The organism is Streptomyces sp. NPDC053750 (genome assembly GCF_044544295.1).
Classification (GTDB): domain Bacteria; phylum Actinomycetota; class Actinomycetes; order Streptomycetales; family Streptomycetaceae; genus Streptomyces.
On sequence record NZ_JBITXB010000030.1, the window covers coordinates 1 to 20,922 of the forward strand.

General features: G+C 71.9%; 14 protein-coding genes. 10 read left to right on the plus strand and 4 right to left on the minus strand.

The window, feature by feature from the left end; genetic code table 11:
* From ACIGO6_RS38850 to ACIGO6_RS38865, 4 genes are all read left to right on the plus strand, one after another.
* A partial coding sequence (locus ACIGO6_RS38850; protein WP_399885046.1) for a beta-ketoacyl reductase occupies positions 1-1,053 on the plus strand: 1,053 nt, incomplete at its 5' end.
* Positions 1,050-7,043 (plus strand): SDR family NAD(P)-dependent oxidoreductase, encoded by a 5,994-nt coding sequence (locus tag ACIGO6_RS38855; protein WP_399885048.1) that lies wholly within the window; start codon positions 1,050-1,052, stop codon positions 7,041-7,043. The genes ACIGO6_RS38850 and ACIGO6_RS38855, both read left to right, overlap by 4 nt.
* A gap of 70 nt (positions 7,044-7,113) precedes the next feature.
* Complete coding sequence (locus tag ACIGO6_RS38860; protein ID WP_399885050.1) at positions 7,114-8,010, plus strand: proline iminopeptidase-family hydrolase; 897 nt, start codon at positions 7,114-7,116, stop codon at positions 8,008-8,010.
* A 76-nt stretch (positions 8,011-8,086) separates the two neighbouring features.
* Positions 8,087-9,037, plus strand: a complete 951-nt coding sequence (locus tag ACIGO6_RS38865; protein WP_399885052.1) for an ACP S-malonyltransferase — start codon at positions 8,087-8,089, stop codon at positions 9,035-9,037.
* A 47-nt stretch (positions 9,038-9,084) separates the two neighbouring features.
* On the opposite strand, the gene ACIGO6_RS38870 is transcribed toward ACIGO6_RS38865, so the two are convergent.
* Positions 9,085-9,342, minus strand: a complete 258-nt coding sequence (locus ACIGO6_RS38870) for a phosphopantetheine-binding protein (protein ID WP_399885054.1) — start codon at positions 9,340-9,342, stop codon at positions 9,085-9,087.
* Between the two features lie 242 nt (positions 9,343-9,584).
* On the opposite strand from ACIGO6_RS38870, the gene ACIGO6_RS38875 reads away from it, so the two are divergent.
* Positions 9,585-11,096 carry an AMP-binding protein gene (locus ACIGO6_RS38875; RefSeq protein WP_399885056.1) on the plus strand — a complete coding sequence of 504 codons (1,512 nt, stop codon included), beginning with the start codon at positions 9,585-9,587 and terminating at the stop codon, positions 11,094-11,096.
* A 111-nt stretch (positions 11,097-11,207) separates the two neighbouring features.
* On the opposite strand, the gene ACIGO6_RS38880 is transcribed toward ACIGO6_RS38875, so the two are convergent.
* Together ACIGO6_RS38880 and ACIGO6_RS38885 are read right to left on the minus strand one after the other, a co-directional pair.
* Entirely contained in the window at positions 11,208-13,937 is a 2,730-nt protein-coding gene (locus tag ACIGO6_RS38880) for an AAA family ATPase (RefSeq protein WP_399885058.1), read from the minus strand.
* A complete protein-coding gene (locus ACIGO6_RS38885) occupies positions 13,888-14,184 on the minus strand; it encodes a PqqD family protein (protein WP_399885060.1) in 297 nt (98 codons plus the stop codon). Before ACIGO6_RS38885 ends, ACIGO6_RS38880 begins: the two co-directional genes overlap by 50 nt.
* Positions 14,185-14,579: 395 nt before the next feature.
* Here ACIGO6_RS38885 and ACIGO6_RS38890 point away from each other — a divergent pair, with 395 nt between their 5' ends.
* The 4 genes from ACIGO6_RS38890 (at position 14,580) to ACIGO6_RS38905 (ending at position 17,670) form a co-directional block, all read left to right on the plus strand.
* Positions 14,580-14,909, plus strand: coding sequence for a hypothetical protein (locus tag ACIGO6_RS38890; protein WP_399885062.1), 330 nt, complete (start codon positions 14,580-14,582; stop codon positions 14,907-14,909).
* Positions 14,906-15,826: an MBL fold metallo-hydrolase gene (locus ACIGO6_RS38895; protein ID WP_399885064.1), complete on the plus strand. Its 921-nt coding sequence runs from the start codon at positions 14,906-14,908 to the stop codon at positions 15,824-15,826. The genes ACIGO6_RS38890 and ACIGO6_RS38895 overlap by 4 nt, the downstream gene beginning before the upstream one ends.
* A 130-nt stretch (positions 15,827-15,956) precedes the next feature.
* Positions 15,957-17,324, plus strand: a complete 1,368-nt coding sequence (locus tag ACIGO6_RS38900; RefSeq protein WP_399885066.1) for an erythromycin esterase family protein — start codon at positions 15,957-15,959, stop codon at positions 17,322-17,324.
* 76 nt (positions 17,325-17,400) lie between these two features.
* On the plus strand, positions 17,401-17,670 hold the full coding sequence (locus tag ACIGO6_RS38905) for a hypothetical protein (RefSeq protein WP_399885068.1): 270 nt from the start codon (positions 17,401-17,403) through the stop codon (positions 17,668-17,670).
* On the opposite strand, the gene ACIGO6_RS38910 is transcribed toward ACIGO6_RS38905, so the two are convergent.
* Positions 17,654-18,562, minus strand: coding sequence for a GntR family transcriptional regulator (locus ACIGO6_RS38910; RefSeq protein ID WP_399885070.1), 909 nt, complete (start codon positions 18,560-18,562; stop codon positions 17,654-17,656). The genes ACIGO6_RS38905 and ACIGO6_RS38910 overlap by 17 nt on opposite strands.
* 125 nt (positions 18,563-18,687) lie before the next feature.
* On the opposite strand from ACIGO6_RS38910, the gene ACIGO6_RS38915 reads away from it, so the two are divergent.
* Positions 18,688-19,872 carry an FAD-dependent monooxygenase gene (locus tag ACIGO6_RS38915; RefSeq protein WP_399885072.1) on the plus strand — a complete coding sequence of 395 codons (1,185 nt, stop codon included), beginning with the start codon at positions 18,688-18,690 and terminating at the stop codon, positions 19,870-19,872.
* Positions 19,873-20,922: the final 1,050 nt, after the last annotated feature.

Genomic DNA, 20,922 nt, shown 5'->3' on the forward strand with positions numbered 1-20,922 from the left:
GACGGGGTCATCGGTTCGTTGACGCCGGAGCGGCTGGAGCGGGTGATGCGTCCGAAGGTGGACGCCGCCTGGAACCTGCACGAACTGACCGCCGACCAGGACCTCTCCGCGTTCGTCCTCTTCTCCTCCGCCGCCGGAGTGTTCGGCAACCCGGGACAGGGCAACTACTCGGCGGCCAACGCCTTCCTCGACGCTCTCGCGGCACACCGCCGGGCCAACGGCCTGCCCGCCCAGTCCCTCGCCTGGGGCCTGTGGGACGACGAGGCCGGCGGTATGGCGGAGGAGCTGAACCAGGCGGACCTGGAGCGGATGCAGCGCACCGGTGTGCAGCCGATCTCCGCCAAGGAGGGCCTGGACCTGTTCGACACGGTGGCGGCACTGCCCACCCCCGCCCTCGTCCCGATCGCCCTGGACCTGAAGACACTGCGCTCGGCGGCCGACGAACTGCCCGCCCTTTTCCGCGGCCTCATCCGCACCACCACCCGGCGCACCGCCGCGGTCAGCGCCGGGTCCGCTGCCCCAGCCGTGCTCGGGCAACAGCTCGCCGGACTCTCCTCCGACGAGCAGGAGGCCCTGATCCTGGACACGGTCCGCTCGCACGCCGCGGTCATCCTCGGTCACGAGGGCGTGGACGCCATCGATGCGGACCGGGCGTTCAGCGAGCTGGGCTTCGACTCGCTCAGCGCGGTGGAGTTCCGCAACCTGCTCAACGGCGTCAGCGGGCTGCGGCTGCCCCCGACGCTCGTCTTCGACTACCCCAACGCCCGGGCGCTGGCCGACCACATGCGAGCGGAGCTCGTCCCGGATTCGGGCGGCGACGGCGACGATGCGGCCGGGGGCGAGACTCGGATCCGCGCCGTCCTCCAGGCCATACCCCTGGGCAGGCTGCGGGACGCGGGCCTGCTGGACGCCCTGCTCGAACTCGGCGGGATCAGTGACGCACGGATCGATCCGGAAGAGGCCGAAGAGGCCTCGGAAGGCTCGATCGACGACATGGATGCCGAACGTCTCATCAGCCTGGCGCTCGGCGGCGGGGAATCGGGAGAACTGTGATGACCGGCTCTGACCAGAACAAGCTCGTCGACGCGCTCCGGTCGGCGCTGAAGGAGACCGAGCGGCTGCGCGCGCAGAACAAGAAGCTCACCGCCTCGCTCCGCGAGCCCATAGCGATCGTGGGGATGAGCTGCCGGTACCCGGGTGGTGTGGAGACCCCGGAGGGGCTGTGGCGGCTGGTCGCCGACGGGGTCGACGCGGTCTCGCAGTTCCCGGCCGATCGCGGCTGGGACACCGACCGGCTCTTCGACCCGGACGCGGAGCGGCCCAACACGACGTACGTGCGCGAGGGCGGCTTCCTGCACGAAGCCGCCGACTTCGACCCCTCCCTCTTCGGGATCGCACCGAACGAAGCGCTCACCATGGACCCGCAGCAGCGGCTCCTGCTGGAGACCGCCTGGGAGGCGATCGAGCGGGCGGGCATCGATCCGACCACGCTGAAGGGGTCGGCCACCGGCGTGTTCGCCGGGATGATGTACCACGACTACGCCGCCAACGCGAACACAGGTTCCATCGCCTCCGGCCGAGTCTCCTACGCCCTCGGCCTCGAGGGCCCTTCCGTGACGATGGACACGGCATGCTCGTCGTCGCTCGTCGCGCTCAACTCCGCCGTGCAGGCGCTGCGTTCCGGTGACTGCTCACTCGCGCTGGTCGGCGGCGTCTGTGTGATGGCGACTCCCGAGACCTTTGTCGAGTTCAGCCGGCAGCGGGGCCTTTCGCCCAGCGGCCGGTGCAAGTCGTTCGCCGCGGCGGCCGACGGCACCGCCTGGGGGGAGGGCGCCGGCATGCTGCTGGTGGAGCGGCTGTCGGACGCCCGGGCCAACGGGCACCCCGTCCTTGCGGTCATCCGCGGCATCGCCGTGAACCAGGACGGTGCGAGCAACGGTCTGACCGCGCCCAACGGTCCCTCGCAGCGCCGTGTCATCCGCCAGGCCCTGTCCAACGCCCAACTCGCCCCTGACCAGGTCGACGCGGTGGAGGCGCACGGTACGGGGACGACGCTGGGTGACCCGATCGAGGCGCAGGCGCTGCTGGCGACGTACGGCCAGGACCGCCCCGAGGACCAGCCGCTGTGGCTGGGGTCGCTGAAGTCGAACATGGGCCACACCCAGGCGGCGGCCGGTGTCGGCGGCATCATCAAGATGGTCGAGGCGATCCGCAACGGAGTACTGCCCAAGACCCTGCACGTGGACGAGCCCACCCACCAGGTCGACTGGGGCGCCGGAAACGTCCGTCTGCTGACGGAGTCGCGGTCGTGGCCGGAGACGGGCCGTCCGCGTCGGGCGGGTGTCTCCTCCTTCGGCATCAGCGGAACCAACGCCCACGTCATCATCGAGCAGGCGCCCGACCCGGAGTCCGAGGAGCCCGCGGCCGAGGACAACCGGCCCGCCGTTCCCCTCGTAGTCTCCGGCAGGACGGAACAGGCCCTACTCGGTCAGGCCGGACGACTGAAGGCCCACCTCGAGGCCCACCCCGAACTCCGCCCCCTGGACGCGGCGTATTCCCTCACCTCCAGCCGTACCGCGTTGGATTTCCGGGCCGCGGTGGTGGGTGCGGACCGGGAGGAGTTGCTGGCGGGTCTGTCGGCGTTCGTGGCCGGTCGGCCTGCTGCGGGTGTGGTGCGCGGCAGTACGCGGGGTGCGGGACGTACGGCGTTCCTGTTCACGGGTCAGGGGGCGCAGCGGCTGGGGATGGGCCGGGAGCTGTACGAGGCGTTCCCGGTGTTCGCGGAGGCCTTCGACGCGGTCCTGGAGGTGCTGGCCGCGCTGGACGTGCCGCTGCGGGAGGTGGTGTGGGGTGAGGACGCGGAGCGGCTGAACCGCACCGAGTTCACCCAGACCGCGCTGTTCGCCGTCGAGGTCGCCCTGTTCCGGCTGGTGGAGTCGTGGGGCATCCGTCCCGACTACCTGGCGGGGCACTCCATCGGGGAGTTCGCCGCCGCGCATGTGGCGGGTGTGCTGTCGCTGGAGGATGCGGCCAGGCTGGTCGCGGCGCGGGGCCGGCTGATGCAGGCCCTGCCCGAGGGTGGGGCGATGGCCGCCGTGGAGGCGACCGAGGACGAGGTCGTACCGCTGCTGTCGGATGCGGTCGGTGTCGCGGCCGTCAACGGGCCCACCGCCGTGGTGGTTTCCGGCGCCGAGGACGAGGTGGAGCGGGTCAAGGCGCACTTCGCGGACCTGGGCCGGCGCACGAGTCGGCTGAAGGTCTCCCACGCCTTCCACTCCCCGCTGATGGAGCCGATGCTCGCCGACTTCCGCACGGTCGCGGAGGGCCTGACCTACGGCGAACCCCAGATTCCCATCGTCTCCACCCTCACCGGTTCCGTGGTCGGCGCGGCAGAGCTGGCCGACGCCGGCTACTGGGTCCGCCACGTCCGTGAGGCCGTCCGCTTCGCCGACGCCGTGCAGTCGCTGACGGCGGAGGGGGTGAGCCGGTTCCTGGAGCTGGGCCCGGACGCGGTCCTGACCGCGATGGGCCGCCAGACCAACGAGGGCGCCGTCTTCGTCCCCACCCTGCGCCGCGACCGTCCGGAAGCCACCGAGGTCGTCACCGCCCTCGCCCACCTGCACACCACCGGCACCCCCGTCGACTGGAACGCCTACTACGCCGGCACCGGCGCCCGCCGCGTCGACCTCCCCACCTACGCCTTCCAACGGCAGCGCTACTGGTTCCACACGCTGGACTACCTGGCCGACTCATGGGTCGCCACGGAACTCGGCGGTGTGACCGATGCCGGTCTGGAACCGGCGGAGCATCCGCTGCTGGGTGCGGTGGTGGCGTCGCCCGATTCGGACGGTGTGGTGCTGACGGGGCGGTTGTCGACGGCGTCGCAGCCGTGGCTGGCCGATCACGCGGTGGGCGGCACGGTCCTGTTCCCGGGCACCGGACTGGTGGACCTGGCCATCGCCGCCGGCGACCAGGTCGGCTACGGCACGCTGGAGGAACTCACCCTTCAGGCGCCGCTGGTGCTGCCGGAGAACGGCGGTGCCGTCGTCTCCGTCGTCGTGGCCGCGTCCGACGACTCCGAGACCCACCGAACGGTGCGGCTGTACACGCGCTCGGAGGACGCCGACGACGTCCAGTGGACCCTGCACGCCACCGGCGTCCTGACCGCGCAGCCCGCCGAGCCCGACTTCGATCTCGGTGTGTGGCCGCCGCGGGGTGCGTCGGTGGTGGATGTGGAGGGGTTGTACGAGGGGCTGGCGGGGGCTGGTCTGGAGTACGGGCCGGTGTTCCAGGGGCTGACGGCCGCGTGGCGTTCCGGTGAGGACGTGTATGCCGAGGTGTCTTTGCCCGAGGGGACGGAGGTGGAGGGCTTCGGTGTGCATCCGGCGCTGCTGGACGCCTGCCTGCACGCGATCGGTCTGCGTGGTGAGGACGAGGGTGGGTCCGCGCGGCTGCCGTTCGCCTGGACGGGCGTCACCTTCCACGCCTCGGGTGCCACCCGGGTCCGCCTGCGGCTGACGTCTGCAGGGGAGGGGGCGGTCTCGCTGACCGTCTCTGATGCGGAGGGCCGTCCGGTGGTGTCGGTGGGTTCGCTGGCGTTGCGGGAGATCTCGGCGGAGCAGCTGGCGGCTGCGGGGTCCGGTTTCCACGAGTCGTTGTTCCAGCTGGAGTGGGTGAAACTGCCCGCTGCGAGCGCCGGCGGTCTGCTGCCGGAGGCGAGGGTCGTCGTTCCCGAGCCGGGCGCCGACGCGGCTGCGGTGCGGTCGGCGACGGAGGGTGTGCTGGCGGAGTTGCAGTCGGCGGACGGCCGGTTGGTGTTCGTGACGCGGGGTGCGGTGGCGTTGCCGGGTGAGGACGTCACGGATCTCGCGGGTGCGGCGGTGTGGGGCCTGGTCCGGTCGGCACAGTCCGAAACCCCGGACCGGTTCGTTCTGGTCGACACGGACTCGGCGGACACGGCCGCGGCGGTGTCGTCGGCGTTGGCGTCGGGTGAGCCGCAGGTCGTGATCCGTGACGGTGCTGTGCACGGCGGCCGTCTGGTGCGTACTCCGGTGCTGGCGGACGCCCTGCCCGGGTCGGGTTTCGGTGCGGATGGCACGGTGTTGGTGACGGGTGCGTCGGGCACGTTGGGTGGTCTGTTCGCGCGGCATCTGGTGGCCGTGCACGGGGTGCGCAGTCTGCTGCTGGTCAGTCGTCGGGGCGAGCAGGCTCCGGGGATGTCCGAGCTGGTGGCGGAGTTGTCGGGGCTGGGTGCGCGGGTGCAGGTGGCCGCGTGTGATGCGGCTGACCGTGAGGCGCTGGCGGCGCTGTTGTCGGGTGTGGATCTGTCGGCGGTGGTGCATGTCGCGGGTGTTCTGGACGACGGGGTCATCGGTTCGCTGACGCCGCAGCGGCTGGAGCGGGTGATGCGCCCGAAGGTGGACGCCGCCTGGAACCTGCACGAACTGACCGCCGACCAGAACCTCTCCGCGTTCATCCTCTTCTCCTCCGCCGCCGGAGTGTTCGGCAACCCGGGACAGGGCAACTACGCCGCGGCCAACGCCTTCCTCGACGCTCTCGCGGCACACCGCCGGGCCAACGGCCTGCCCGCCCAGTCCCTCGCCTGGGGCCTGTGGGACGGCGGCATGGCCGGCACCCTCGATGAGACGGACCGGGACCGTATGTCCCAGGGGGGCGTCCACGCCCTCACCCCCGAGCAGGGCCTGGACCTGTTCGACACGGCGGCGGCACTGCCCACCCCCGCCCTCGTCCCGATCGCACTGGACCTGAAGACACTGCGCTCGGCGGCCGACGAACTGCCCGCCCTCTTCCGCGGCCTGATCCGCACCACCACCCGGCGCACGGCGAGCAGTACGGCCGATCCGTCGGCGCTGCTCAGAAGGCTCGAGGGGCTCGACGCGGACGACCGGGAGCGGGTACTGCTGGAGACGGTGCTGGAGACCGCCGCCGCGGTGCTCGGCCATGCCACTGGGGAGGCCATCGCCCCGGAGAAGGACTTCCTGGAGGCCGGGGTCGACTCGCTGAGCGCGATGGAGCTGCGCGGCAGGCTGAGCGCGGCCACCGGCGTGGCCCTGCCGCCCATGGCGGTCTTCGACAGCAAGACACCGTCCGGGCTGGCGCGCCGGCTGGCCGAGGCCGTCGTGAGCGCCGACGCCGACCGGTCGACCGACCGGGCCGCGGAGCAGGCGGAGGGAGAATCGGACACCGTCATCGGTCTGTTCCGCAGCACCGTCCTCGCCGGACAGACCACGAAGGCGTTCAACCTGCTGCGTGCGGTGGCCGACCTGCGGCCCACCTTCGAGTCGTACGAGGAGCTGCCCGCCCCGCCGGCGGCGGTGCGGCTGGCCGACGGACCGGCCCGGCCGCGACTGATCTGCATGAGTACGCCGATGGCGACCGGGGGAGTGCACCAGCACGCCCGGCTGGCGGCGCACTTCCGGGACGTCCGGAGTGTGGCGACGCTGCCGTCCCCCGGGTTCGAGCGCGGCGAACCGCTGCCCGGTTCGGTGGCAGCGCTGACCTCGGCGCTGGCCCGGTCGGTGCTGGAGGCCGCCGAGGGCGAGCCGTTCGTGCTCATGGGTTACTCCTCCGGCGGGGTCCTCGCCCACGGCACGGCGGCGCGGCTGGAGGAGGAGTTCGGCGTCTCGGCGGCCGGTCTCGTGCTGGTGGACACCTACCGGGTCACGCAGGAGGCCGGCGGCGGCATGCAGGCACAGGTCTTCGAGCAACTGGCGGGGGCGCTGGTGGACCGCGACTCGCAGTTCGGTCTGTTCGACACGACCGGGCTGTCGGCGATGCGGGCCTACTTCGACCTGCTGCCGCTGGTCCCGCTCGACCCGGTCGCCACGCCCGTGCTGTTCGTCGGCGCGGAGCACTCCTTCCTCTCCGGCGACCGGGACCCCGCCGACGACGGCTGGCGGGCCCGGCCGTGGCACCCGGGCCACACCTACCGGACGGTTCCCGCGACCCACTTCACCATCGTCGAGGAGGACGCGCGGCACACCGCCCGGGTCATGGAGGAGTGGATCTCAGGGGTGCGGTAGGGGAGGCCGGGCACCGTCCCGCCCGCCTACCGTCGCGAGGAGGGTCCAGAACTGGCTGAGAGGTGAGGACATGGCGTTGGCGCCGAGTGCCAAGGGAACCGTTCCGTTCGGTGAGCACAGGACGTGGTACCGGGTCACCGGGGATCTCGGCTCGGGGCTCACGCCCGTGGTCGTCGTGCACGGCGGGCCGGGGTCCACCCACGACTACCTGCTGCCGCTGGCCCGGCTCGCCGAGGACGGCCGTCCGGTCGTCCACTACGACCAGATCGGCAACGGCGGCTCCACCCACCTGCCGGACCGGGGCGCGGACTTCTGGACCGTGGACCTCTTCCTGGCCGAGCTGGACAACCTCCTGACGTCCCTGGGCATCGCCGACGACTACGTGCTCTACGGGCAGTCCTGGGGCGGGCTGCTGGTCGCCCGGCACGCCGCGGCCCGGCCCGCCGGGCTGCGCGGCCTGGTGATCGCCAACTCTCCGGCCTCCTACCCGTTGTGGCTCGAGGAGATGGCGGTGCTACGGGCCCAGCTGCCGCCCGGCGTCAACGACACGCTGCTGCGGCACGAGAGCGCCGGCACCACGGACAGCCAGGAGTACTACGAGGCGATGACGGTCTTCTACGAGAAGCACGTCTGCCGGCTCAAGCCCTGGCCCCGCGAATACCAGGCGTCCTTCTACGAGGTCTACAACGACCCGACGGTGTACTACGCCATGAACGGGCCGAACGAGTTCCACGTGATCGGCAGCCTGCGCGACTGGGGGGTGGAGGACTGCCTGCCCGACATCGCGGTGCCCACGCTCATCCTCTCCGGCCGGCACGACGAGGCCACCCCGAAGACCGTCCAGCCCTACCAGGACCTGATCCCCGACGCCCGGTGGGAGATTTTCGAGGAGTCCAGCCACCTGCCGCACCTGGAGGAGCCGGAAGCCTTTCACGAGGTACTGACCGGCTATCTCAAAAGCCTTTGACGCGTATTCCCGAAGGACGCCTCTAAGGGGCCGATAGGGGTTCTTGGCGCGGCGCCCCGGGAACAGACTGGGAGCCATGGAGACTGACAACCGGACCGGCACTGCCCTGGTGTTTCCGGGAATGGGGCCTTCCCCGTTCTCCGAGGTGGCCAAGTTCATGCTGGTCAATCCCTTTGCCCGAGAACTCTTCGCCGAAGCGGACGAGGTCCTCGGCTACTCGCTCTTCGACCGCTTCAGCGAGGCCGAGGGCGACTACTCGGAGTACGCGCAGATCGCCTTCATGGTGAACTGCCTGGCGCTGGCGCGGTGGGCCGAGGAAGAGTTCGGCGTCGAAGCCCTCTACTGCACCGGCCCCAGCTTCGGCGGCAAGGCCACCGCGGTGCGTTCCGGGGCGCTGTCGTTCGCCGACGGAGTGCGGCTCACCTCCCGCTTCGCCCGCTGTCTGGACGCCTTCTTCGCCGAGGACCACCCGGAGCGGGTGGCGACCCTGTCCTTCGCCCGCACCGGGCGGGCCGTGCTGGACGAGGTGCTGGCCGAACTGACCGAGCGGGGCGAGTGGCACGACGTCACCTGTGTCGTGGACGGCGACTTCGCCATGGTCACGCTGCGCAAGTCCGAGATCGAGTGGCTGCGGCAGCGGCTGCGCGCTGCGGGTGGGATGCCGCTGTACGTCATGGAGCCGCCCATGCACTCCCCGGCCTTCGACGGACTGCGGCGCAGAGCGGAGGCGGAGGTCATGGCGGGACTGGAGTTCCGTGACCCGGTGGTCCCCGTCGTCGCGGACCAGGACGGAGCGCTGCTGACCACCGGCGACGACGTGCGCACCATGCTGCTGGACGGGTGCGTCCGTCCGGTCGACTGGCCCGCCACGCTCGCCTCGCTGCGCGACAAGGGGGTCGGCCGGCTCTGTGTGGCGGGCCAGGACGCCCTGTTCTCCCGGGTACCGGTCGCCGCGAGGAACTTCGAGATCGTGAAGGCCGATCCGCGGCGGGCGATGCGGCCGCGCCGCCGGGCCGCGGCCGCCTGAGACGGATGTCCCCGGCGGCCGCGCCGCGGTGCGCGGGCGGCGCCGGTTCAGCCGGCGGCCGCCGCCTCGGTCATCCTCGTCAGCGTCCCCCACAGCGTGGCGGGCGTGGCGAAGGTCTCCAGGTTGAGCGCCTCGTCCACGAAGCGGACGTCGTACGCCCCCTCCAGCGAACCCAGCAGTTCCACCGTGGCCAGCGAATCCAGCCCCGCGTCACGCAGATCCGTGTCGGGGGTGAGCGGTTCGCCGTCCGAGAGGAACGGCAGGTATTCCCGGAGCAGATCCTCGAATTGCTGGTCCCATCCCATGGTGCATCCACCCTTTCCGTCGGGCCGGTCGTCGGTTCCCGGAAAGCGACGCTAAGAGCGGAAAGCGACCCCGGGGCACCCGTTCCGCACCCCTATCTTTCGGGGCCGGGCCACGGTCGAGCGGATCCGGGCCGTTCACCGTCGGCCGGTCCGACCGGGACCGCCCGCACGCCCGGCGCCCCGCGCACCGCCGCCCGCGCCGACCGCACAGCCCGGATTTCCTGGACCCCCCGGAGGAAGAAATGACCGAGTACCAGCAGCCCGCCCCATCCGCCCAGCCCGCCCTCCACCAGCGCTTTCTGCGCGGACTCGCCCTGTCCCCGGACGGGCCGGCCCTGCGGATCGGGTCGCAGGAGGTGACCTACCGCGAGCTGCACGAGCGGGCCCTGGCCCTGGCGGGGTCCCTCGGCTCCGCGAAGGTCGTCGGCGTGCTGTCCGGCAAGAGCGTCACCGCGTATGCCGGCATCCTCGCCGGGCTCTACGCCGGCGCCACCGTCGTACCCCTGCACCCGGACTTCCCGCCGTCCCGCACCCGGCGGATGCTCGAACTGTCCGGCACCGCGGCCGTGATAGCCGACGACCGGGGGCGCGCGGCGCTGCGCGCGGCCCACGGCGACGGCCCGGCCGTCCCGGTCGTCGAACCCGACCCCGCGCAGGCGCTGGCCGAGCCGCGCCCGGTGGAGGCGTCGGACGTGGCGTACATGCTCTTCACCTCCGGATCCACCGGCCGGCCCAAGGGCGTGCCGATCACCCACGGCAGCACCCACCACTACTTCCGGCTCCTCGACGCCCGCTACGACTTCACGCCCGACGACGTCTTCACGCAGACCTTCGACCTGAACTTCGACTGCGCGATGTTCGACCTGTTCTGCGCCTGGGGTTCGGGTGCGACCGTCGATCCCGTGCCGCCGGGCGCCTACCGCGACATCCCGGCCCACCTCGCCGAGCGCGGCATCACCGTGTGGTTCTCCACGCCCAGCGCGATCTCCCTGATCCGCCGCATGGGCGGGCTCGAGCCGGGCTCCCTGCCGGGCCTGCGCTGGAGCTTCTTCGCCGGCGAGGCCCTGCGCTGCTCGGACGCGTCGGACTGGCAGGCGGCGGCGCCCGGTTCGACGCTGGAGAACATCTACGGACCGACCGAACTGACCGTCACCATCACCGGGCACCGCTGGGACCCGGACACCTCGCCGGGGCTCGCCGTCAACGGGATGGTGCCGATCGGCGCGGTGCACGAGGGCCACGACCACGTGCTGGTCGCCGAGGACGGCAGCGTGTCCGGGACCGAGGGCGAACTGCTGATCACCGGGCCGCAGATGGCCTCCGGATACCTCGACCCGCAGGACAACCGGGGCCGGTTCACCGAGCGCGACGGCCGTGTGTGGTACCGCACGGGCGACCGGGTGCGCCGGCTGCCCGGAGGGGAACTGGTCTACCTCGGCCGGCTGGACTCCCAGGTCCAGGTGCAGGGCTGGCGGGTCGAACTCGCCGAGGTGGACCACGCGCTGCGCTCCTGCGACGGGGTGGAGGACGTGGTCACCGTGGCCAGGCCGACGGAGAGCAGCACCGAACTGGTCGTGTTCTACACCGGCCGGGTGCGCCGCCCCGCCGAACTGGCCCGCGCGCTGCGTGAGGTCCTGCCCAAGGGCATGCTGCCCCGGCACTTCGAGCACGTGGCGGAGTTCCCGCTCAACTCCAACCGCAAGGTCGACCGTCCCGTGCTGGCCGCCCGGGCGGAGGAACTGCTGCGGGCCTAGGACGCCCCTGGGCCGTCGTCCCGGGACCCTTCGGGAGGCGGGAGAGCAGGGAGGCTCCCCGCCGGCTTCGGTCGGCGGGGAGCCTCTCTCGGGGGGAGGAGAAGGGTCTCGTCACCAGCTCACGGTCTGCTCGCTGCCCAGCGCCAGGTCCACCGGAAGCTCTCCGCGGCAGCTGATCCGGAGCTTGCGGTACACCCGCGTCAGATGCTGCTCGACCGTGCTGACCGTGAGATAGAGCTTCGCGGAGATCTCCCGGTTGGTCAGTCCCTGGGCCGCGAGCGTGGCCACCCGCTGTTCGGAGCTGCTCAGCCTGGTGGGAGACTTCGCGGCGCCGACGTCACGTGCCGTCCGGCCGTCCGCTCCGTCCGCGAGCGGCGCGTCGGGCAGGATCTCCCGGCACAGGGCGCCGGCCTCGCACTCCTTGGCGAGGTGCCAGGCCGTACGGATCATCGAGCTGCCCTTCGCGGGCGCGGTGCCCTCGCTCTGCGTCGCCTGTCCCAGCTCGGCCATCGCGCGAGCCGCCTCCAGCCGGTCGCCCGAACGGTGCAGCTCGTCGACGGCCTGGGTGAGCAGCGAGACCCGTTGCCGGACGGACGCCGTGACGAGCGCACGCGACCGCAGGGACAGGCCGCGCACCCACGGCCGGCGCGCGTCGGGCAGCTCCAGTTGCCGCAGCACCAGCTCCTCGGCCTGCTGCGGCCTGCCCAGGCGCACCAGCGCCTCCGCCGCGTCGGTGCGCCACGGGAAGAAGGCGGGCCGGTCGACACCCCATTCCTCCATCAGCCTGCCGATCTCCAGGAAGTCGGCGAGCGCCGCCTGCGGCTGGTGGCAGTTCAGCAGATACAGGCCGCGGGCCCGCAGGAAACCGAGCCCGTACAGTCCGCGGAACAGGTCGTGCGGGAGTGGCTGGTCGATGAGCCGGGCCGCCTTGGTGCTTTCCCCCATGAGGGTGCGGGCCCGCACGAGCACCGCCGTCGGTGCGAACCGGAAGGTGCAGCCGGTCTTCTCCGGCAGGTGCTCCAGCGCCGCCTGGGCATGCGCGCACGCGCCCCGCAGATCCCCCACCCGCAGGAGTGCCTCGGCGTGCAGGTACGCGAAGACCGCGCTCCAGCCCGGCGCGTCCCGGCGCCCGGCCTGCTGCAGCAGGGTCCGGCTCCACGGCACGGCCCGCTCAGGATGGTCGGAGTGGACCAGGGAGCGCAGGGCCTGCGTGATCGGCTCCACCGTGGCCTCGGTCAGCTGTGTGTCCTGGAGAAGGCGTTCGGCCGCCGCGGCACCGAGGTCGAAGGCGGGTCCGACCGGTGAGGTGCCGGCCTCGGCCGGTTCCCGGCCGGTCATCAGCCGGCCGGCGTCCGGGACGCGGCCCTGGGCGAGCAGCAGCTGCACCAGCGGCTGGACGTGCTCGCCGCCCGGCTGTGGTCCGTCGAGCAGAGCCGTCAGATGACGTTCGGCGGCCGCCGGGCTGAACCGCCAGGTGAGCCGGGCCAGCCGGACCCGTATCGCATCGCGCTGCCGCTCGTCCCCGCACACCTCCAGGGCGTGTTCGAGCAGCCGTACGGCCTGTCGGGCCTCGTCCCGGGCGAGAAGCTCCTCCGCGGCCTCGCGCAGCACCTCGACGTCGGCCCGGGAGGCCTGCCAGGCAGTGGTGTCCGCCTCGGCGGCGGCCAGCAGCTGGTCCGCCACGGCGGTGACGGTCACGCCGTCGAGGCGCAGCAGCCACGCCGCGCGCCGATGCAGCGCGCCCCGGCTCGCGCCGGAAACCGCGTCCTCTACGGCGGTCCGGGCCGCGGGGTGCCGGAACCGCGCGTCGGCCAGCAGACCCGCCGCTTCCAGCGCGGCCAGGCCCGAGTGGACGGCCGCCGGGGCGAGGTCGAGCAGGCGGTGGATCCGCTCGGGGGTGGAGTACTCGTCGAGCACGGCGGCGGCCAGCGCGACCTCGGGGGCCACCGGGCCACTGCGCTGCACACAGCCGGTGACGGCCTGCGCGAACGGGCCCGTGCTCACGGTCGAGGTCACCTCGCCGGCCGGGTCACCGTCCCGGACGCCCGCCGGTTCCGCCGACAGGCACCGCACCAGCAGCGGGTTGCCGCCGGTGACCGCGTGCAGATACGCACCGGACTCCGGCTGCCCGGCCGCCGCGGCGGTCTCGGCGGGGGACAGGCAGTCCAGTCGCAGCCGCCGGGAGCCGGGCTGCCGCATCAGTTCGGTCGCCAGCCGGGGATGCCGCGTCGTGTGCGGCGTCAGGGCGACGACCAGCAGGACGCGGGCCGACCGGGAGTGGCGGGCCAGGTACTGGAGATACTGGACGGAGACGTCGTCGGCGTACTGCGCGTCGTCGACGCACAGCACCACCGCGGCGGTCTCGGCGAGTTCCCGCAGCCGGGTGCAGAACGCCTGCATCGCCTCGACCCGCGCGGCGTCCGCAGCCCGTGCCGGCACGGGCTGCGCGACGGCCTGGTCGCTGCCGACGAGCTGGCGCAGCACACCGAGCGGCACCTCCTGCTCGGCGACGGACCCGACGGCGCCGAGCACGACGGCTCCCGCCGCGCGGGCCCGGTCGACGAGGGCGTCCACCACGGCGCTCTTGCCGCATCCCGCGGGCCCTTCGACGAGGACGCTGCCGAAGCCGCCCGCCAGGCAGTCGGCGAGAGCTTCCTCCATCGCGGTCATGACCGCCGTCCTGCCGAACAGATTCATTCCGACCCCCGTCATCGAATCGTCCACCCCTAATCCGGCACCCACCCTTGGCGGGCCACCTACAGGGGTGGTCGAGCGGGACCGGAATAGGGGGTCAGGGGGCGTGCGGAGGGGGCCCGGGCTCGGTGCGCACCACCCCCGCATCCCTCATCTCGTCGATCCAGATGTCCAGATCCGCGCGGGTGTTGGCCGGGTCAGTGCCCCACATCGCGGCCAGGGTGCGGGCGGCGGCGTCCATGTCACCGTCCTGCTGGCGCAGCGCGATCCACATCGCCGTGCCCACCGGACCGCACCGGAAGCGGCCCCTGGGGGAAGTCGCTTCCGCGAGCACCTCCAGGTGCCCGTCGGCGTCGACGCTGACACTCACCCCGGGCACCGGTCGAACTCGCACGCGAACCTCCTGTGCGACAAGTTCCCACGGCCCGCGCAGTCACCATAGAAGTCGCCCCGGAACAAGGATGGACCTTCACGCTATGACGGGCCGCTCCTCGATTCCATCGGCAGGCCCGAAATAAGGGGTGGTCAAACACCGACCCCTAGAGGCGTCACGGTTCGGCCGGCGGTAGGGGGTGAGGCCCGTTTCCGCTGCTGAGCGCGGGTGGTATTCGGGAAACGCTGAATTCCGGCCGATTTCTTTCGGTGAATGCCCGGAAGGGTGGCGAGAATGTGGTCCCGGAGATCGCGGAAAAAATCTGGTGGCCCGGTTTCACCGATTCTCCAATGCTGCTCCACTCCGGCGGGCGAACCTGACTCGGCAACGCCTCCGACGACACGAAAGGCGCGGCCGTGCCCCTGACTCTGACGGATCCCCTGAGCGAGACCCTGCATTCCCTCATGACCCGCCACGCCGTGCAGGAACGGAACAAGGAGCTCGCCCTCGCGCTGGTCGAGGCGGCGGGCCGGGGCGAGCCCGGCCCGCTGACCGGCACGCTCCCCGCCGGGGCGGTCCGCCCGGTCTGCGACAGCGTCCTCGCCGACGGCGACCGGGTGGTCCTGCGCCTGAGCGCGGCCGGCGACAGCACGCCCCGGTGGTGCCTGCTGGCGGAGCTCCGCTTCGACGGCGCCGGCCGGGTCGTGGAGTACCACGGCGCCCACACCCCCCTGGCCGCCCGGTGACGCACCCCGGCACGGGCCCGGCCCGGCTCACCGAGATCGCCGACGGCGTCCACGTCTACGTCCAGCCGGACGGCGGCTGGTGCCTGAACAACGCGGGCCTCGTCGTCGGCGCCGACGGCCACGGCGTCCTGGTCGACACCGTGGCGACCGAGCGGCGCGCCCGGCACCTGCGCGCCGAGGTGCTGCGGGTCGCCGCCGCGCCGCCGCGCACGCTGGTGACCACCCACTTCCACGGCGACCACACCTTCGGCCACCGGTACTTCCCCGAAGCCCTCGTCGTCGCGCACGACAACGCCCGCGCCGACATGGCGGCGGCCGGGCTCGGCCTGACCGCGCTGTGGCCCGACGTCACCTGGGGCGACGTCGGGCCGACGCTGCCGCACCTGACGTACCGGGAGGCGCTCACCCTGCACCTGGGGGAGGACCGGGCCGAGCTGATCCACCTGGGGCCCGCCGCACACACCACCGGCGACACCGCGGTGTGGCTGCCGCGGCAGCGGGTGCTGTTCGCCGGTGACGTGCTGATGAACGGTGTCACGCCGTTCTGCCTGATGGGCTCGGTGTCCGGTTCGCTGGCCGCCCTGCGGCGTCTGCGCGCCCTCGATCCGGTGACCGTCGTGCCCGGACACGGGCCGGTCGGCGGCCCCGAACTCATCGACGCCAACGAGGAGTACTTCCGCCGGCTCGCCCGGCAGGCCCGGCAGGGCGCCGCCGCGGGGCTCACCCCGCTCCAGGTCGCCCGCGAACAGGGCCCGGGGCCGTACGCGGACCTGCTCGACGCCGAGCGTCTGGTGCCCAACCTGCACCGCGCCTACGCGGAACTGGCCGGCGCGGCCCCCGGCGCCCCGCTCGACGTCGGGGCCCTCTTCGGGGAGATGACGCACTACCACGGCTCCCTGCCGGCCTGCCACGCCTGACCGGGCGCCGCCCGCCCGCACCCGTCCCCCACCCCGCGAAAACGCACCCCGGAAAGGGGGGTTGGGTACACCTCCCTTCCGGTACACAGACCCATCGTCCGCGGCCGGCCGGGACACCAGACTGATCTGCATGACGACGCACACCACCCCGCCCCCCGCACCCCGGCCCCGCACCCGCCGCCGCGGTCCCCTCGGCCTCGCCGTCACCGTCGCGGTCGCGGCAGCCGTCCTGTGCACCGGCGCGGTCCCGGTCGGTGCCGCCCCGGCACCCGAGCCGGCCGGCCCCCTGGCCGGCGGGGCCACGCCGCTCACCGAGCTGGACGCCGTCGGGCGGATGATCGGAGGGGCCCGCGTCGTCGGAATGGGCGAAGCCAGCCACAGCGCCCACGAGTTCTTCACCCTCAAGCGCCGCGTCTTCGAGCACCTGGTCACGCACAAGGGCTTCACCACCTTCGCGCTGGAGACCAGCTGGAGCACCGGCCTGCGCCTGAACGCCTACGTCCAGCACGGCATCGGCGACCCCGCGCAGATCATGGAGGAGGAGTTCCAGGGCCAGTACGTCTTCTGGAACACCGAGGAGTACCTCGACCTCGTGCGCTGGATGCGGCACTACAACCTCAGCCACCCCTCGGCCCCGAAGCTGCGCTTCGCCGGCAACGACCTCGGATACCCCGGACCCGAGGCGTTCACCCAGGTCAGCGACTACGTGGCGGCCTACCGTCCCGCACTGGCCGAACGCTTCGAGAAGCTGTACGCGTCACTCGTACCGGAAGCGGGCACCCAGGCCGGCCCCTGGATGCGGGAGCAGCTGGCCAAGGACCCCGCCGAACGCCGCGCCCAGGCCGACCGGGCCCGCGAGGCCCTCGACCTGCTGCGCGAGGAGGGCCGGCCGGCCGACCCCGCCCCCGAGCGGGCCCGCGCCCACGACTGGGCCGTCCAGAACGCCACCGTCCTCGCCCAGACCTTCACCGCCTACGCCTACCCGGACGACGAGTTCGCCGACCGGATGCGCTACCGGGACCGGGCGATGGCCGCCAACACCGCCTGGCTGCTCCAGCACCAGGGCGGCAAGATCCTCCTCGCCTCGAACAACGGCCACGTCGCCTACACCAGCGACAACCCCGAGGAGTTCCCCGAGCCCGCCGGCTCCCTGCTGCGCGAACGGCTCGGCAGCGGCTACGTCAACATCGGACTGACCTTCAACCGGGGCACCGTCAACGCCCTGCCCGACTTCACCGCCCAGCAGCCCAGGACGTACACCGTCACGCCCGCACCCCAGGGGCACAACGACCACCTCCTGGACGAACTGGGAGGCCGACGGGACTTCGCCCTCGACCTGCGCGCCATGGACACCGAACAGCGAGCGGAGCTCACCCGGCCCCGCCCCACCCGCTCCTACGGCCTGTACTGGTCCCCGGAAGCCCCCGAGACCTCCCTCGGCCGCTCCTACGACATCCTCGTCCACCTGCACGAGGTCGAGGCCGCCCACCTGCGCTGACCACGGCCACCCCCGACCGCGGCCCCCTCGGCCCGCCCAGCCAGCCCGCCCAGCCCGCCCAGAAGGGAAGCGTTCCATGCGCATTCTGCCCGGTGACGGAGTCACGAGCACCGCCCTGACGAACGGCCAGATCACCCTGCGGGGACAGGACAGGGCCGACCGGTTCCGCTGCACCCCCCTCGCCGCCACGATGTGGTTCGCGCTGCGCCACAACGACGGCTTCGTCGACCTTGCCGTCGACGCCCTGGCCGACGTGTGGCAGACCGACCGGGACAAGGTGCGCACGGTGATGGACGCCTGGTCGCGCAAGCTCATCGCCGACGGCTGGCTCAAGACCGCGCAGTAGCGATACGTGCCGCGAGGCCGTCGAGCAGGGTTGTCAGGCCGAACCGGTACAGCGATGTGGGTGACAGGTCGGCTTCAGGGGCGACGGCGGCGAAATGGGGGAGGCGGCCCTGGGACAGCAGGGTGGTCATGCGGTCGTGCTGGGCGTCCATCCACTGCTCTGCGGTGATGCCGCTGGCCTGGGTGGCTCGTGCTTCGGGTTCTGTGTCGACCGCCTGGCCCCGGACATGTCCGAAGAGGGTGACGGCCGCGTGCATACGGGTGTCGGCATCCAGGCCGAGCCCGTCCAGTGCGGCCAGGATCCAGTCGATGTGCCGCATGCCGTGCGGCACGAGCAGGGGCCGGCTGAGGTTGAGGGACGCGGCCAGCCAGGGATGCGCCCGGTAGAGGCGCCACTGGATCGCTGCGGACAGTTCGAGCCCCGTGCGCCAGTCTTCCGGAGGCTGCGTGGGCAGCGGCTCGCTGGCGAAGGCCGCGTCCACCATCAGCGCGATCAGCTGTTCCTTGTTCGCGACGTGCCGGTAGAGCGACATGGTCGGCATGCCCAGTTCCGCGGCGACCCGGCGCATGGTCAGACCGGCCGTTCCCTCGCTGTCGGCGAGTGCGACGGCGGCCCGGACGACGCGGGCCCGGACGGCCGGGTCGTCGGCGGGAGGCCTGGCCGAGCGCGCCTGCGGCGCGGTGTCGGCGACCACGGTCCCGACCCCCGGAACGGCTCTCACCAGACCCTCTTGCCGTAGCGCGGCCAGCGCCTTGGTGGCCGTGGCCATGGCCACTCCCCACCGCTGGGTGATCGCCCGGGTGGACGGCACACGGTCACCGGGAGCGAGCTGCCCCGTCTCGATACGGTGGCGCAGCTCTCCCGCGATCCGTGCGTACGGGGCCTGGGGCACGACCGACCTTCCTGTCGAATGGGTCCCGAACCATGGTGCACTAGTACACGCGAGTCTTGCCGCACTAGGACGCTTTCATCAAAGCACCACTTCAGTGCCGATACTGACACTCGTACGTTGTACTCATGACGACGATGACGAACAAGAAGGTCCTGATCTCCGGTGCCGGTGTCGCCGGCCTGGCCCTCGCGTACTGGCTGGACCACCACGGTTTCCGCGCCACCGTGGTCGAACGGGCCCCGCAGGTGCGACACGGCGGCTACGCCGTCGACTTCCGCGGGGAAGCACTCGACGTGCTGGACCGGATGGACCTGCTGGAGCCGGTCCGGGCGCTGGACACCGCGATGGGCGACGCGGCGATGGTGGACGCCGAAGGCCGGCAGTACGCCACCCTCCCGGCCGCGGTCTTCGCCGGTGACCTGGAAGTTCCCAAGGGAGAACTGACCCGTCTGCTGTACACGGCTGCCGAGGACAGGGCGGAGTACCTCTTCGACGACTCGGTCTCGGCGGTGGAGCAGGACGCCGACGGTGTGGACGTCACCTTCGAGAACGGGCCGCCACGCCGGTTCGACCTGCTGGTCGGCGCCGACGGGCTGCACTCGCGGACCCGAGCACTCGTCTTCGGCCCCGAGGAGCGCTTCGTGCACTCCTTGGGCATCCACACCGCGATCTTCAGCCTGCCGAACCATCTGGGACTGGACCACACCGGGCAGCTCTACGTCTCCCCCGGGAAGGCGGCCAACCTGTTCGCCGGCGATGCGGGCGGCCGAGCCCGGGCAGCCCTGCACTTCGCCGCCGAGGAGCTCGCCCACGACCGGCACGACATCGGTGAGCAGCAGCGGATCGTCGCCGAACGGTTCGCCGGGGAGGGCTGGGAGATCCCACGTCTGCTGACAGAGATGCGGGACGCCGAGGACTTCTGGTTCGACGCCAACGCCCAAGTGGTGATGGACACCTGGGCCAGGGGCCGGGTCGCCCTGCTCGGTGACGCCGGCTACTGCGCGGCCCCCACCTCGGGACGCGGCACGTCCCAAGCGCTGATCGGAGCGTACGTACTGGCCGGCGAGCTGGCACAGGCCCGCGGCGACCACGGGGCGGCCTTCACGGCCTACGAGAACGCGATGCGCCCCTTCGTCACCGAGCACCAGGCTCTGGGACGCGAGGGCGCGGAGCGGTTCTCCATGCCCGCCCCCACCCAGGAGATGCTGGACATGCTCGCTGCCAACGCCCCGGAGAACACCCACCCGGAGATGGTCCGCCTCCCCGACTACGGGTCCAGCCAAGGCGAACCCGAACCCGCCGCAGGATGATCTCGAAGGGGTGAGCCTCGGATTCGGCTTCCTCGAACGTGCGGTTCGTGGTGTCGACACCTCGAAGGCGGTGAACCATCCCGGCGAGTGGGTGAGGACCCCGTTCACCGTGTACTCGCTGCTGCCGAGGACGACTTGGCCCCGGCGTCCTATCTCTGACCCACGGTGCAAAGTAGCCGTCGGCGCTGTGCCCGCCCCGTTGCTTTGCGTCCGGCCGGTTTGTTAGGCCGAACGAGTAGTCGACGAAGGGGTGGGAGCGTCCATGCGCCGGGAGTGGTTCCCCGAAGACGTGGGCCGCCCTCGACCCGACCGCCGAGGGATTCGCCGAGCAGCTGCGCAAGGCGATCACAGACGAGGTCGCCACCGTTGCGGAAAGCCGTCTAGCGGCTGATTGTCCTCTGGCAGGATGGTCATTTGCAGGGGACAGGCAGCATCACGGGGGAGATGTGTGATGTCGGATGATGATGCTCTCTTCAGAGCACTGGCCATGGGGGCGATGGCCAGCGTGGCCACCTTCTTAGTCCTCATGTGGGTACGGCATGAACAGGGGAACGTTCCAAGGCGCTCAACCACGACCATTGTTGCCGAAATCGTGGCAATCGTTGGCGGTGTAGTCGCCCTACTTGCGTTATTGAAGCAGTGACTAACTCCTTCGTTGTCGCTACCCGTCCGCCGGGCGCGGCAAGCGGGGTGAGGCACGCCGCGCCCCCTCGGCGTCATGGCCGGCCACGAGGCGCGCCCATCGCTCCCGGGTGGCGTGCCGCAGGCGATGAGCAATCAGGGCATCGTCGCCGAGCCGCGCAAGGAACAGCGGTTGTGGGTCTACGCACACGATGACAGCACACGCGCGCAAATCATCACCGCCGTCCTCCACCCCGAAGATCACGATGCCTTCTCGGCCTCGACGGTCTGGCGGCCGGCCGTCACCAGGCCCTGCTGCCCCAGCAGAAGCTCGACCTCATCCGGGAGATCGCCAACTCCTGACCATGCGCAGCACCAGCGAGGGCGGTCTGCGGCAACTGCCGTAAACCGCCCTTACGCCGTCAGCGT

What these genes read in the sequence shown, in the direction of transcription:
- ACIGO6_RS38860 (WP_399885050.1), top strand. Translation starts at nt 7,114, where the DNA reads ATGGCGTTGGCGCCGAGTGCCAAGGGAACCGTTCCGTTCGGTGAGCAC.
- ACIGO6_RS38875 (WP_399885056.1), top strand. Translation starts at nt 9,585, where the DNA reads ATGACCGAGTACCAGCAGCCCGCCCCATCCGCCCAGCCCGCCCTCCAC.
- ACIGO6_RS38900 (WP_399885066.1), top strand. Translation starts at nt 15,957, where the DNA reads ATGACGACGCACACCACCCCGCCCCCCGCACCCCGGCCCCGCACCCGC.
- ACIGO6_RS38865 (WP_399885052.1), top strand. Translation starts at nt 8,087, where the DNA reads ATGGAGACTGACAACCGGACCGGCACTGCCCTGGTGTTTCCGGGAATG.
- ACIGO6_RS38880 (WP_399885058.1), bottom strand. Translation starts at nt 13,937, where the DNA reads ATGCGGGGGTGGTGCGCACCGAGCCCGGGCCCCCTCCGCACGCCCCCT.
- ACIGO6_RS38870 (WP_399885054.1), bottom strand. Translation starts at nt 9,342, where the DNA reads ATGGGATGGGACCAGCAATTCGAGGATCTGCTCCGGGAATACCTGCCG.
- ACIGO6_RS38905 (WP_399885068.1), top strand. Translation starts at nt 17,401, where the DNA reads ATGCGCATTCTGCCCGGTGACGGAGTCACGAGCACCGCCCTGACGAAC.
- ACIGO6_RS38915 (WP_399885072.1), top strand. Translation starts at nt 18,688, where the DNA reads ATGACGACGATGACGAACAAGAAGGTCCTGATCTCCGGTGCCGGTGTC.